Annotated in this window: 14 protein-coding genes; 9 read left to right on the forward strand and 5 right to left on the reverse strand. The window is 58.5% G+C overall.

Going from position 1 to position 12,117, the window contains the following annotated elements:
- Positions 1–163: 163 nt before the first annotated feature.
- From CFN46_RS08005 to CFN46_RS08040, 8 genes are all read left to right on the forward strand, one after another.
- Positions 164–430: a hypothetical protein gene (locus CFN46_RS08005; protein ID WP_211242470.1), complete on the forward strand. Its 267-nt coding sequence runs from the start codon at positions 164–166 to the stop codon at positions 428–430.
- 117 nt (positions 431–547) lie between these two features.
- Complete coding sequence (locus CFN46_RS08010) at positions 548–1,501, forward strand: DUF692 domain-containing protein (RefSeq protein WP_088743184.1); 954 nt, start codon at positions 548–550, stop codon at positions 1,499–1,501.
- Positions 1,498–2,364 (forward strand): DNA-binding domain-containing protein, encoded by an 867-nt coding sequence (locus CFN46_RS08015; RefSeq protein ID WP_024952875.1) that lies wholly within the window; start codon positions 1,498–1,500, stop codon positions 2,362–2,364. The genes CFN46_RS08010 and CFN46_RS08015 overlap by 4 nt, the downstream gene beginning before the upstream one ends.
- A 149-nt stretch (positions 2,365–2,513) precedes the next feature.
- The gene (locus CFN46_RS08020; protein WP_088743185.1) at positions 2,514–3,422 is read left to right on the forward strand and encodes a pseudouridine synthase; all 909 of its coding nucleotides are present in this window, start codon (positions 2,514–2,516) and stop codon (positions 3,420–3,422) included.
- A 122-nt stretch (positions 3,423–3,544) separates the two neighbouring features.
- Positions 3,545–4,420 (forward strand): tRNA cyclic N6-threonylcarbamoyladenosine(37) synthase TcdA, encoded by an 876-nt coding sequence (gene tcdA, locus CFN46_RS08025; RefSeq protein ID WP_051511038.1) that lies wholly within the window; start codon positions 3,545–3,547, stop codon positions 4,418–4,420.
- A gap of 44 nt (positions 4,421–4,464) precedes the next feature.
- Positions 4,465–4,722 carry a DUF1653 domain-containing protein gene (locus CFN46_RS08030; RefSeq protein WP_246116443.1) on the forward strand — a complete coding sequence of 86 codons (258 nt, stop codon included), beginning with the start codon at positions 4,465–4,467 and terminating at the stop codon, positions 4,720–4,722.
- A gap of 268 nt (positions 4,723–4,990) precedes the next feature.
- Positions 4,991–5,509, forward strand: coding sequence for a 5-(carboxyamino)imidazole ribonucleotide mutase (gene purE / locus CFN46_RS08035; protein WP_088743186.1), 519 nt, complete (start codon positions 4,991–4,993; stop codon positions 5,507–5,509).
- Between the two features lie 3 nt (positions 5,510–5,512).
- Positions 5,513–6,634 carry a 5-(carboxyamino)imidazole ribonucleotide synthase gene (locus CFN46_RS08040; protein WP_088743187.1) on the forward strand — a complete coding sequence of 374 codons (1,122 nt, stop codon included), beginning with the start codon at positions 5,513–5,515 and terminating at the stop codon, positions 6,632–6,634.
- 104 nt (positions 6,635–6,738) lie between these two features.
- Here the strand turns inward: CFN46_RS08040 and bfr are convergent, their stop codons facing one another.
- Both bfr and CFN46_RS08050 read right to left on the reverse strand, forming a co-directional pair.
- Positions 6,739–7,218 (reverse strand): bacterioferritin, encoded by a 480-nt coding sequence (gene bfr / locus CFN46_RS08045; protein WP_024952879.1) that lies wholly within the window; start codon positions 7,216–7,218, stop codon positions 6,739–6,741.
- A 307-nt stretch (positions 7,219–7,525) separates the two neighbouring features.
- On the reverse strand, positions 7,526–7,729 hold the full coding sequence (locus CFN46_RS08050) for a bacterioferritin-associated ferredoxin (RefSeq protein WP_024952939.1): 204 nt from the start codon (positions 7,727–7,729) through the stop codon (positions 7,526–7,528).
- Positions 7,730–8,457: 728 nt separating this feature from the next.
- Here CFN46_RS08050 and CFN46_RS08055 point away from each other — a divergent pair.
- Positions 8,458–9,282 carry a hypothetical protein gene (locus CFN46_RS08055; RefSeq protein WP_088743188.1) on the forward strand — a complete coding sequence of 275 codons (825 nt, stop codon included), beginning with the start codon at positions 8,458–8,460 and terminating at the stop codon, positions 9,280–9,282.
- A gap of 120 nt (positions 9,283–9,402) precedes the next feature.
- Here CFN46_RS08055 and CFN46_RS08060 read toward each other — a convergent pair whose 3' ends face one another.
- From CFN46_RS08060 to lptF, 3 genes are read right to left on the reverse strand one after another with little or no spacing between them, the layout of a single operon-like run.
- Entirely contained in the window at positions 9,403–9,870 is a 468-nt protein-coding gene (locus CFN46_RS08060; RefSeq protein WP_088743189.1) for an RDD family protein, read from the reverse strand.
- Complete coding sequence (gene lptG / locus CFN46_RS08065; protein WP_024952943.1) at positions 9,863–10,945, reverse strand: LPS export ABC transporter permease LptG; 1,083 nt, start codon at positions 10,943–10,945, stop codon at positions 9,863–9,865. The genes CFN46_RS08060 and lptG overlap by 8 nt, the downstream gene beginning before the upstream one ends.
- Positions 10,945–12,039: an LPS export ABC transporter permease LptF gene (gene lptF, locus CFN46_RS08070; protein WP_088743190.1), complete on the reverse strand. Its 1,095-nt coding sequence runs from the start codon at positions 12,037–12,039 to the stop codon at positions 10,945–10,947. Before lptF ends, lptG begins: the two co-directional genes overlap by 1 nt.
- Positions 12,040–12,117: the final 78 nt, after the last annotated feature.

The raw sequence follows: 12,117 nt of genomic DNA on the forward strand, positions 1-12,117 counted from the left end.
TGAATGAGGTGCGTGTGATTTTTTTTAGTCAACACGCATCCGATATAAAGTCATCGGCGTAAGACTGAGTGACCCGCCTAGATTGCCTGACCGGCGCGGTAGATCGCGATGAGCCTTAATAACTAATTAAATAATGACGGGCCTGGCCCGCAAGGAAACCATCATGACCATGAAGAAGACCGTAACCGCTGTCACTTTCGCTGCCGCAGCTGCCGCACTTTTCTCTACCGCTGCACTAACCTCCATGTCGGTTCAAGCCGGTGATAACGCCGTGAAGTGCTCTGGCGTCAATTCCTGCAAAGGCACCTCCGACTGCGCGACTGCCAGCAGCGCCTGCAAGGGCCAGAACGCTTGCAAGGGCCAGGGCTGGTCTTACACCGCCAGTGCAGAATCCTGTGCCGGTGAAGGTGGTACTGTCATCGAAGGTTAATCCTGACGATAACCGCTCCATCACCTCCATGATGGAGCGGTACAGCCGAAGGGCTACAACGGGAGGACGGCTTGCCGTCCTCCCGTTTTTGGTTCTGGACTTGAAAGGAGCACGCGTATGCCGGTCACTCATACTTCACGCCACTCCACTCCTGCCACGAATGACATTGGCCAGGGGCTAGGGCTGCGCCCGGAGTACTATCACGAGATTCTCACAACCCTGCCGGACATCGACTGGTTCGAAGCCATCAGTGAAAACTACATGGGGCCAGGGCTCTCTGATGCCGGTGGCTTGAGCGCAGGCGGCAAGCCGCTGCACTTCCTCGAACGCATCAGAGAACACTACCCCATCGCACTGCACGGGGTTTCGCTGTCCATCGGCGGAAGCAATGCGCTGGATACGCGTTATCTACGCGAGCTACGCGCGCTGTGCGATCACATTGAGCCGCTGTGGGTTTCCGACCATCTATGCTGGACCCGCACCGGTGCTCACCAGTTCCATGATCTGCTCCCGCTGCCCTATACCGAAGCCACCATCACGCATCTGGCCGAGCGCATCGATCAGGTCCAGAACGCACTTGGCCGCCAGCTACTGCTGGAAAATGTCTCCAGCTACCTGACATGGCAGCCCGATGAGATGAGCGAGTGGGAGTTTCTCGCTGAAGTCAGCCAGCGCGCTGACTGCCTGATTCTGCTGGACCTCAACAACATCATCGTCTCCAGCTCCAATCACGGTTTTGACCCGCTGACCTATCTGGATGCCATGCCCTCTGAGCGCGTTTGGCAGCACCACCTGGCCGGACATACCCAGCAATCGGTTTCCGGTGGTGAACTATGCATCGATACGCATGATCAACCAGTGCCTGATGCGGTATGGCAGCTTTACGATGCAGCACGCGAGCGCTTTGGTGAGGTTGCCACGATGATCGAGCGTGATGACAACTTTCCGCCGTGGGCAGAGCTGATGGACGAATATGCCGAGCTACGCCGTCGCAGTGGCCGTCCTCTGGGCGACACGACGAACAATGGCTTCTCAACTGACAGCCGCATGGCAGGAGGCCTGCACACATGAGCGACTCGCCCTCTACTGCCTTCACGCGCGACGATCTCATGCGCCTTCAGGAGGTCACTGGCGCCTTTCTCAGCCACCCGACACACGAGAAGCGTGACGCTGCGGCACAGCCAGTGGTCAGTGATGCACTCGCAACCGCAGAGGAACGCCTCGGCATCTATGCCACAGCCTATCGCCTGCGTCTTTTCGAGGTGCTAGGCGGGGACTTCGAAGCAGTACATACATTGATCGGCGATGATGACTTCGCCGCATTATGTCGTGATTATCTGACCACTCATCCGCCGAGTCATTATTCGATCCGCTGGGCCGGCCAACAATTCCCCGCCTTCGTGGCGCAGCGTGAATCTGTACTGCCCGTCGTGCGCGAGATGGCTGAATTTGAGTGGGCACTAGGGCTAGCACTGGATGCCCCTGAAGCACATTACCTCAGCGTGGAGACGCTTCAGCAGCTCCCGCCCGAGGACTGGCCAGCTCTCCACCTCGCCGCGCACCCCTCACTGTGTCGCCTCGACTTTCATCACGACACGCCAGCGCTCTGGAAGGCCATCGACAATGACGAGCCACCGCGTGCACCAGTACAGTCGGAGACCATCGTCGCATGGCTAGTATGGCGCCAGCCCACCGAGGCAGCGCCGGAGGTACACTTTCGCTCGCTCGCGCCTCTCGAAGCCCTCGCTCTCGATGCGATCATCGCCGCAGATGCCACCGGCCTGAGCTTCGCCGCCCTCGGCGAGCTCTTGACACCGGAAGTCGGCCCGGAAGAGGCGCCCGGACACGCCATCAATCTACTGATTCAGTGGCTACCCGCTGGCATGCTAGTGCAGCCTGCCGCACTCTCCACATTCTCCGTGCAAGCCGACTGAGCCTTGCCCTGACATAGCTCACATGACGCTATACATGACAGGCATGCTCGAAAACCGGACAATAGCGACCGGCTGCCCTTGGTAGCCGGTTTTTGCCTTCTTGCCACCCTGATGTCTTGCCATCCTGACGTCTTGCTGCCGTGATGCCCATGCCCCGTTCTCCAGACACCCCGAATTCTGACGCGCCTTCTTCTGACGTGCTTTCCATTGATCTGATCGGCGATGGCTTGGTCGGCGATGACCTGATCGACAATGATTTCGAGGCAGCGCCGCCACTGGATATCCTCTATCAGGATGACGTGCTGGTCATCGTTCTCAAGCCGTCCGGCCTGCTGGTGCATCGCAGTCCGATTGATCGCCATGAGACAGAATTCCTGCTGCAGCGACTACGCGATCAGATCGGCCAGCACGTTTTCCCGGTACATCGCCTCGATCGCCCAACCTCCGGCCTGATGGTCTTCGGCCTTTCACCGAGCAGTGCACGCAAGCTGAGCGCCGCCTTTGAAGAGCAACTGGTCAGCAAGCGCTATCTGGCGGTGGTACGAGGAGTTGCGCCGGAGCATGAGCGCCTCGACTACGGGTTACGCAAGGAAGATGGCCGCCTGCCGAAGGCCCAGATGCCAGAACAGGATGCCATCACCGACATCCGCCGCTTGGCACAGGTCGAGCTACCTGTCGCGATTGACCGCTATCCCCAGTCGCGCTTCTCGCTGGTGGAAGCTCGCCCGCTCACCGGCCGCCGTCACCAGATTCGTCGCCACCTCTCGCGGCGTGGCTACCCCATCATCGGTGACGCCAAGCATGGCAAGGGCATCTACAATCGCTACTTCGGCACGACGCTTGAGTGCCCACGCTTGTTATTGGCGGCCGTTGGCCTGGAGCTACCGCACCCCGATGGCGGCTGGCTGAGCCTGTCGTGCCCACCACAGGGCGCCTATGAAGCTCTGATGGCTCGCTTCGGCTGGCTGGGGCACCTGCCTGAGCGATACGCCAAGCATTTGCCCGAGCGCCCTGCCGTGCGCTGGACAACCCCGCCTGCAAGCGACCTGTCCGACTGAGCCTTCCTGTTCCCTTGAGAATCACGAGCCTGCGCATGACCACATCACCTGACGACACCTTCGCTGATTCCTCCACATCCCCCGCAGCGGTGACCTCCACAGAGACATCCGCCAGCGAGCAGATGCTGGCCGGTTTTTTTCCAGCCGGCGATGACATATCAGCGACAGATGACTACGACTTGCGCTTTGGCGGCATCCGGCGTCTGTATGGTGCAAGCGCCTTCGCGCACTTCCGCTACGCACATGTTGCCGTTATCGGCGTAGGTGGCGTCGGCAGCTGGAGTGCCGAGGCACTGGCGCGCTCGGGCATCGGGGAGCTGACGCTGATTGATCTCGATGACGTCTGTGTGTCGAACGTCAATCGTCAGCTGCATGCGCTGGATGGCCAGATTGGACGCCCCAAGGTCGAGGTACTAGCCGAGCGCTGCCGTCTAATCGCTCCACAGATCAAGGTGAATGCCATCTCGGCTTTCGTGTCGGCAGACAACCTTGGCGAGCTGATTCACGATGAACTGGACCACGTCATCGATGCCATTGACAGCGTACCCGCCAAGACGGCGCTGATCGCCTGGTGCAAACGCCGCAAGCTAGGCTTGACCGTGACCGGCGGTGCCGGTGGCCAGCTTGACCCGACGCGCATTCAGATCGCAGACCTTGCGCGCACCGAACAGGACCCCCTGCTCGCACGCGTTCGCTCTCTGCTGCGCCGCGACTATAATTTCAGCCGTAACCTCAAGCGCCGTTTCGATGTCGAGTGTGTCTACTCCGATGAGCAGCTGACCTACCCCGGTGCCAATGGTGAGGTCTGCGCCAGCAAGCCCGGCGATAGCGCCACGCGCCTTGATTGCGCAGGCGGCTTCGGTGCCGCCACCTTCGTCACCGGCAGCTTCGGTTTTGCGGCTAGTGCTCGTGCACTGGCACGCATTGCCCGACGCGGTGCCAAGGCCACGCCTGCTGACACTACCGTCAATGGCCATTCAACCACTGACGAAGCATAAGCATTCAACGTCTCGCGCCAGCTCACCTCTGCAAGGAAATCATCATGTCTGATTTGCCCCCCATGCCGCCGCTACCGGAGAATCGTCCCGTGCCGGGGCTCTACCGTCATTACAAGGGTGCACAGTACGAGGTGATCGGTACTAGCCGCCACAGCGAGACCGAAGAGCTGCTGGTGGCCTATCGTGCTCTTTACGGTGAATGTGGCCTGTGGGTGCGACCACTGAGCATGTTCATGGAAAACGTCGAGGTTCAGGGCGAGTCCGTCCCGCGCTTCGCGCTGGTCACGCCGTGGTCCTGCTAGCGCGCGCAAGCACGCCAGCGAGGCACAAACGCCCCTGCGGTATTACTGGCGCGCCCGAGCACAGCTCATAAGCTGACCGACCGGACAGGTACATGCCGGCCTCCAGGGGCAGTGCTATACTGCGCCGCTTGTTTTTCCAGACATACGCATTGAGTCGGTGACGGGCATGATCTGCCCCGCCGCCTCGGCCACGCCCACACAGCGCGCTGATCGTCTGATACAGCAGACGCTGTGAGCTGGTTCATACCACGTCAAGAGCGGAGGAAGCATGAGCGCACTGGTTGGTGTCATCATGGGATCGAAATCGGATTGGGCGACCATGTGCCATACGGTCGAGACCCTGGAAGCCCTGGGGATCGAGCATGAGGTCAAGGTTGTTTCTGCCCACCGAACGCCCGACCTGTTGTTTGACTATGCCGATACCGCAGCGGAGCGTGGCCTTGAGGTCATCATCGCCGGTGCCGGTGGTGCAGCTCATCTGCCAGGCATGTGTGCTGCCAAGACCTGGCTGCCCGTTCTCGGCGTGCCGGTACAGTCCAGCATGCTCTCGGGTGTCGACTCGCTGCTCTCCATCGTGCAGATGCCGGCTGGCATTCCAACCGGCACTCTGGCCATCGGCCGCGCCGGTGCAATCAATGCTGCCCTGCTCGCCGCCAGCCAGCTGGCCAACAAGTATCCGGCCATTCGTACTGCTCTGATCAACTTCCGTGCCGAACAGACCGACCGGATACTCGACAATCCGGACCCGCGCCCCGATGCGCCCAGCCTGACCCTCGGAGGCGAGTGAGCCATGAGCCAGCCGTTCTGCTTCGGTATCGTAGGCGCCGGCCAGCTGGGCCGCATGCTGGCTCAGGCCGGTGCGGCCCTGAATGCCCGCTTCACCTTTCTTGATCCTTCCGATGATCCCTGCGGCCGCGCTCATGGCCATCATCTGAAGGCGGATTGGCAAGATGGCGCGGCGCTGGCGCAGCTGGTGTCAGCGTCTGATGCCATCACCTTCGAGTTCGAGAACGTACCCTCGGATGCCGTGACTACCCTCGCCGCCAGCCGCCCGACCTATCCGCCTGCCAAGGCACTTGATACGGCACGTGATCGCTGGAGCGAGAAATCGCTGTTCATGCGTCTGGGCATCGAGGTACCGCCATTGGCGCTGGTCGACAATCAGGCAGATCTTGACGCTGGCGTTGCGACCATCGGACTACCTGCCGTGCTCAAGACGCGCACGCTGGGTTATGACGGCAAGGGCCAGAAAGTCCTGCGCGAAATGGCTGATGTCGCAGGCACCTTCGCAGAACTGGGCAACGTGCCGTTGATTCTAGAAGGGTTCATCACTTTCGATCATGAAGTCTCGGTCATCGCCGTACGTAGCCGTGACGGTGAAACCCGTGCATGGCCACTGTCACGCAACGAGCACCGCAGCGGCATTCTGCACTGCGCCACACCACTGGCAGAGCATCCGCTGCAGAACGTGGCCGAGGCGGCCGCCTTCAACGTGATGCACGAACTCGACTATGTCGGCGTGATGGCCTTCGAATTCTTCGTGGTCTCCGACGATGCTGGGCAATACCGCCTGCTGGCCAACGAGATCGCCCCGCGGGTGCACAACTCGGGCCATTGGAGCATTGAAGGTGCCGTTACCAGTCAGTTCGAGAACCATCTGCGAGCCGTCGCGAATATGCCCTTGGGCGAAACGAGTCTGCTGGCACCGTGTGCGATGCTCAACATCATCGGACGCATGCCAGCGCGTGACGCCGTGCTGGCCGTACCAGGCACTCGCCTGCATGACTACGGCAAGGCACCACGTGCAGGGCGCAAGATCGGCCATATCACGGTGTTGGCGGCCGATACGGCAAGCCTCGATGCACGCATCGCTGCCGTCGAAGCACTGCTGGTCAATGATCTGGGCAAGTAACCACCTGCCAACATTGACCACGCACAAACGAAACGCCCCCGCTGCCATTGGCAACGGGGGCGTTTTCATTCAGATCATTTGATCAGCCAGCGACTGACACTCGATCAGTCGATCTCGTGGTGAATCTGCTTTTGCAGGTACAACTCGATCCCGACTTTCTCGATCAGACCCAACTCGGTCTCCAGGTGATCAATATGCTCTTCCTCGTCATCAAGGATCTTGCGGAACAGATCACGTGAAGTGTAATCGCGCACCTGCTCAGCGTAGGCAATCGCTTCCTTGAGATCTCCGTGAGCCTGATGCTCTAGCGCCAAGTCACACTCAAGCATTTCCTTGGTGTTCTCACCGATACGCAGCTTACCGAGGTCTTGCAAGTTAGGCAGGCCCTCCAGGAACAGGATGCGCTCGATCAGGGTGTCAGCGTGACGCATCTCTTCGATGGACTCGTCATATTCCCACTTGGCCAGACGCTTGAGGCCCCAGTCCTTGTACATGCGCGCATGTAGGAAGTACTGGTTAATGGCGACCAGTTCATTGGCCAGTATCGTGTTGAGATGTTCATTGATCTTGGGATCACCTTTCATATCGCCATTCCTCTCTTATCTGTCTGTTGGCTTACCGGCATGACGCCAGTGTCAGGGTGCCATCAGGGCATCAGTACAAAACGCCCTGCTCATCATGTCAGGCAAGTATGACCCAATTACACGGATTTTTCGAGACATAGCAACAAGTTATCGACTTTTAGGCGCAAATGGTAAGGATTGGTATCCGCGTTGTCATGTGAGAATAAAGCGTAACGAGCGCATTCAAACCAAAACGCCCGCGGCCAAGTCAATTGACTTGGCCGCGGGCGTTTTAATAAAGACTTCGATGACAAGGACGAACGATGAATCAGACAGCGTAGGCGAGATCTTCCAACGGCATCATTTCGCGAGTCACTGCCTCGCGCGTGATGGTCTTGGCCATGCAGGCACACTTGCCACACTGGGTCGCGCATCCGGTCTGCTCACGGACTTCACGGAAGCTACGTGCTCCCTGCTGAACGACTTCGCGTATTTTATGGTCTGACACACCCTTGCACAGACAGACGTACATGGCTCACCTCATCGCTCCGAGTGAGACAAATGTAAATGATTCGCAGAAAGATGCGCAATACCTAGCTGCAAAAAATTCTCATTTACATGAAAAGTCAGTCACTTACACGACCACCATTTACCATGAATCCTTCTTTCCTCTCCTGCGGCGCTTGATACACCTCCCAAGAAAGCGTACTCAACGAAGTTTCCTGACAACCAAAACGCGCAAAATGCCGCAGCACACGTCAAAACTCGTTGCATCACGGAAATAGGTCGCCGTATAAATGAGCATGGCATCAAGCGCTGAGCCACACGGATGACAGGCCATGCGCTCAGCCAAAAAGCGGTGGTGATATGCCGCAACACCGTGTAAATCCATGAATCAGGGTTGCGATTTTGGGCAGTATCGCTAATATGTATAACGCTCGATTATACATTGAGCCGCAACAAGGCAACAAAACATAATAAATTGCCACCTACTGGCAATTCCGGTTGGCCATCCGACAATCGCATCAATATGCGTCACACGTCGTTGAGGCAAATGACTGCCACGGCCAGCCAGGCAATCAGGAAAAGCATATGAACAGGACACAACAAGAGATTCCGTCGACGCACACCAGTACGGCCATCCTCACCATCGGCATGCCGATGATGGGCGCCATGCTGACGCCGTGACCGGCCTGAATCTGTCTACTGTTTCTGTTTTGCCAATCCTCGCTTTGCCAATCTGTAAGGAGCTTTAATCTGATGTCTTCACTACTCGCTACTGCCGATCATCATGCTACCTCTCATCTACCCTTGAACCTGGATGCTGTCCGGGATGCAGGTATCTGCTTCGGCGATCATCACCGTCTGCCGCTCAACCCGCTATTGCGCAACCTGTACCGTGAAGCGCGCCGCGAAGGGCTGGTGGATGAGAGCTGCAATGCTCGTGAGTTGATGAACCATATCGCTCTGCCGCAGGATCATGTCGTCACTCAGGAAATTTCCGATCGCGTGTGGCGCTATAACGTCGGCTACTCCAATACCGGTGCCAGTGCTGACCAAGGTGACCTGAACGGCGCACTGGACTCTCTCAGTGATCGCACACTGGATGAGCCACTGCCGGGCGCCCTGCAACGTTTGACCGAAGCATGGCTGTACCTGCCCGGCGAGCTGGAAAGCCCGCGCCAGGCGAGTGCCGACGTACTGTGGCTCGATAAGCAGGGCCGCGCCCGCTATCGCCTTGATCAAGCGCGTCACTGGTTCGCCACCCTGCGTGATGAAGCACTGGTCGTGGACGACTGGCTGGCATGGCGCTTGACCCACCTGCCGCTGACCAGCGCTCCTGTCTTCGATACCGTCAGTGCATTCACTCGCTTGGCACGTCTCGACCACGACGGCCAGCGCCCGATCGGTCAGCTGTCCTTCGTACGTTATCGTGATGGCGTGCGCTTCGAAGGTATGGGTACCGCAGTGATCGACCTGCCGCGCGAACTGCCGGAAACCGCAATACAGGAAGATAGCCTGGTAGTATCACGGGCGAGCGTCGAACGCATCATCACTCGCCTCGACGGTCTCTTGGGTGTCTAAGTGACACTCATTTCGGGTCTCTGATCAGCTTGAGATATACATGCAGCACACAAAAAACGCCCCGCCAGTCGATGACTGGCGGGGCGTTTTTTGTGTGCTGCATGACAAGACTCGTACCAATCAGCCGCGCCTACCGCGCGCTGGTATCACAACAACCCGAGTTCCGGAGACAATGTCCTGCCAGCTGCGCTGCTCGTGATCCAATAGTTGCCAGACATACCCCAAGCCGCAACAAGCCAGTGAAAGCCCAGCGATCAAAAAACGAATCAGGCACTGCGTCAGTGTAGGAGCACAGCCCTCTGGAGTCTGTATCCGGATCCGCCAAGCCTGCATGCCCAACGTCATACCACTGCGGCTCCAGAAGTAGGCAAAGAAGGCATACATGGCAACCAGCAGCAACGAACGGAACAGCGGGGACTGATTAGCCTCACCATCGTTGGCCGCCACGCCGACAAAGCTGAGCACGATCAGCAGCGCCAGCACGAGGAAGGTATCGTAGATCACCCCTCCCAACCGGCGCGCCAAGCCTGCAGGCGCTACGCTCTCCTGCGCAAAACACCGCCGTCCTGCGCGGTTTGAATCAGCCACTGCGACGTATCAGCAGCAGACCGATCACATAACAGGCAAGCGTAGGCGCCAGCACTGCCCAGATAGGTGCAAAACCAAACACTACCGAGGCGGGCGCCAGCAGGTCCTGCAGATACTTGAAAAGCAGGCCCACGATGATGCCGTAGAACACCCGCGTACCTGCTGCCACCGTGCGCAAAGGGCCAAACACGAAGGAGGCGGCGACCAGCACCAACGCTGCCAGTGTCAGGGGTTGTAGAATCTTCTGCCAGAAATAGAGCAATGGCTGATTGGCAGAGAGTCCTTGCTCCTTCAGGTAACTGGCGTAGCGCCACAGGTCAGAGGCTGATTGCTGCTTTGGCTCAGTGATCACCAGCTTGAGCAAGTCAGGCGTGAGACTCGTGTCCCACTGACGTGAATCCTGCTGCGCCACCTTGGTGGCTACCGCTTCGCCATCGCGACTCTCGAAGGTAGTGGTCTCCACACCTTCCAGCGTCCATTCGTCCCCTTCCCACACACCACGCTTGGCATATAGCGCTTGATTCAGGTGCTGCTCATCGTCAAAGCGATAACGGGTGACATTGAGTACCACATCATCGCTTCTGATCGAACCGAAGCGATAATAGTCATTGCCTTCACGCTGCCAGCCCCCTCCCTCGGCATACACTGCGCCAGCGCCCTGTTGCTTCTCGGCACGCCAGGCATCTGCATGTAACTCAGTGACCGGCGCGACATACTCGCCGATTGCCATGGTGATCGCGATGACCAGCCCCAGCGGCTTCATCACCCCCCAGAGAATGCGCGTCAACGAACGCCCCGCAGCACGCATGATGGTCAACTCATTACTGGAAGCCATGCTGCCCAGACCAATCAATGCTCCTAGCAACACACCCACAGGCACGAATTCGTAAAAGCGCGATGGTAGCCGCATCAGCAAATAGATAAGTACCTGCAGGGCACCATAACCGCCCTCCACGTCGCCCAAGTCATTGATATAGGTAATCATCAGGTCAAGCCCGAGAATCAATACCTGCACCACCAGCATGGCCACCAGCACATTACGCGCAATGTAACGGTCGAGACGATCAAGCAGCATCAGCGGCCACCTCCGCGGTTGTCGCGCCAGCTCAGCCAGATGCCGAGCGCCAGATAGACGCCGTGAATGGGCCATAGGCCAATAGAGGCCGGGTATTTGCCGGAAGCCACGGCGTTCTGTGCCGCGATCAGCAAACTCAAATAGGTAATGTGAACAAAGATGGCCGGCAATAAGCGTGCAAAGCGCCCCTGACGCGGGTTAACGCGCGCAAGCGGCAAGCCGATCAGCATCAAGATAGGCACCATCAGTGGCAGCGAAATACGCCACTGCAGCTGGGCCTTGGCCTCCGGCGTGTCAGTGGCGATCAGCTCAGCAGTCGTCGCAAGCTCGATGTCGTCCTTTAAACTCGCCGCGTCCTGCCCCTCGGTAACGCGTACACCGTAACGATCAAAACCCAATCGCTGAGCAACCGCCTTGCCCGGCTCCACGGCATAGCGGGTACCGTTACCGAGCACCAGATAGCGACTGCCCGTCTCGGGACTAACCTCCTGGAAGGCACGCTGGGCACGAATGACCGACTGACGCGGCTCGCTATCAGCAGTGTTGGCAGCTTTCTTGTCGTCACGCTCGGCAATGAAGACGTTCTTCAGCTCACTGTTGTCACCACTCATGCTCTCGGCATACACGGTACGCGTGCCGATATCCTGAAAACGCCCTGCACCTAATACCGAGAAATCAGTTTTCTGCTTCTGCAGCTCCAATATCAACTCGTTCTTGAGCGCACCGGCCGGCGTCAGATAGAGACTACACGCCGCCACCATCGCCGTGACCAGCAGAGCCGGCAGCAGAGTGACGCGCAGCAGGCGCTCCGGCCCGACACCACACGCCACCAGCACGGTAATTTCACTGTTCATGTACAGCTGCCCGAACGCCAGCAACACTGCGAGGAAGAACGACAGCGGCAGTAGTAGCTCGAAGAAACCGGGCAGGTGATAGAGCATCAGACTACCGAGAATCGACGCCGGGAAGTCCCCCTCCGCTGCATCACTGAAATAGCGGATGAATCGGCTGCCCATGATGACAAGCATCAGCACCCCAGCCACAGCAGCCATGGTGGTGAGAATCTCGCGAGTCAGGTAGCGGAAGATGATCAAGTAGAACTCCTGTTTCCCGCCCGTAACCGAGCGTGTTGACCTGAACGATGATAGCCGGTGAATGAACGGTGCGGATCA

It is taken from the genome of Cobetia sp. QF-1 (assembly GCF_002213105.1).
In the GTDB taxonomy this organism is placed as follows: domain Bacteria; phylum Pseudomonadota; class Gammaproteobacteria; order Pseudomonadales; family Halomonadaceae; genus Cobetia; species Cobetia crustatorum.

Coding starts and splice junctions, on each gene's coding strand:
- CFN46_RS08005 (WP_211242470.1), top strand. CDS start 164: ATGACCATGAAGAAGACCGTAACCGCTGTCACTTTCGCTGCCGCAGCT.
- CFN46_RS08010 (WP_088743184.1), top strand. CDS start 548: ATGCCGGTCACTCATACTTCACGCCACTCCACTCCTGCCACGAATGAC.
- CFN46_RS08015 (WP_024952875.1), top strand. CDS start 1,498: ATGAGCGACTCGCCCTCTACTGCCTTCACGCGCGACGATCTCATGCGC.
- CFN46_RS08020 (WP_088743185.1), top strand. CDS start 2,514: ATGCCCCGTTCTCCAGACACCCCGAATTCTGACGCGCCTTCTTCTGAC.
- tcdA (WP_051511038.1), top strand. CDS start 3,545: ATGCTGGCCGGTTTTTTTCCAGCCGGCGATGACATATCAGCGACAGAT.
- CFN46_RS08030 (WP_246116443.1), top strand. CDS start 4,465: ATGTCTGATTTGCCCCCCATGCCGCCGCTACCGGAGAATCGTCCCGTG.
- purE (WP_088743186.1), top strand. CDS start 4,991: ATGAGCGCACTGGTTGGTGTCATCATGGGATCGAAATCGGATTGGGCG.
- CFN46_RS08040 (WP_088743187.1), top strand. CDS start 5,513: ATGAGCCAGCCGTTCTGCTTCGGTATCGTAGGCGCCGGCCAGCTGGGC.
- bfr (WP_024952879.1), bottom strand. CDS start 7,218: ATGAAAGGTGATCCCAAGATCAATGAACATCTCAACACGATACTGGCC.
- CFN46_RS08050 (WP_024952939.1), bottom strand. CDS start 7,729: ATGTACGTCTGTCTGTGCAAGGGTGTGTCAGACCATAAAATACGCGAA.
- CFN46_RS08055 (WP_088743188.1), top strand. CDS start 8,458: ATGTCTTCACTACTCGCTACTGCCGATCATCATGCTACCTCTCATCTA.
- lptG (WP_024952943.1), bottom strand. CDS start 10,945: ATGCTGCTTGATCGTCTCGACCGTTACATTGCGCGTAATGTGCTGGTG.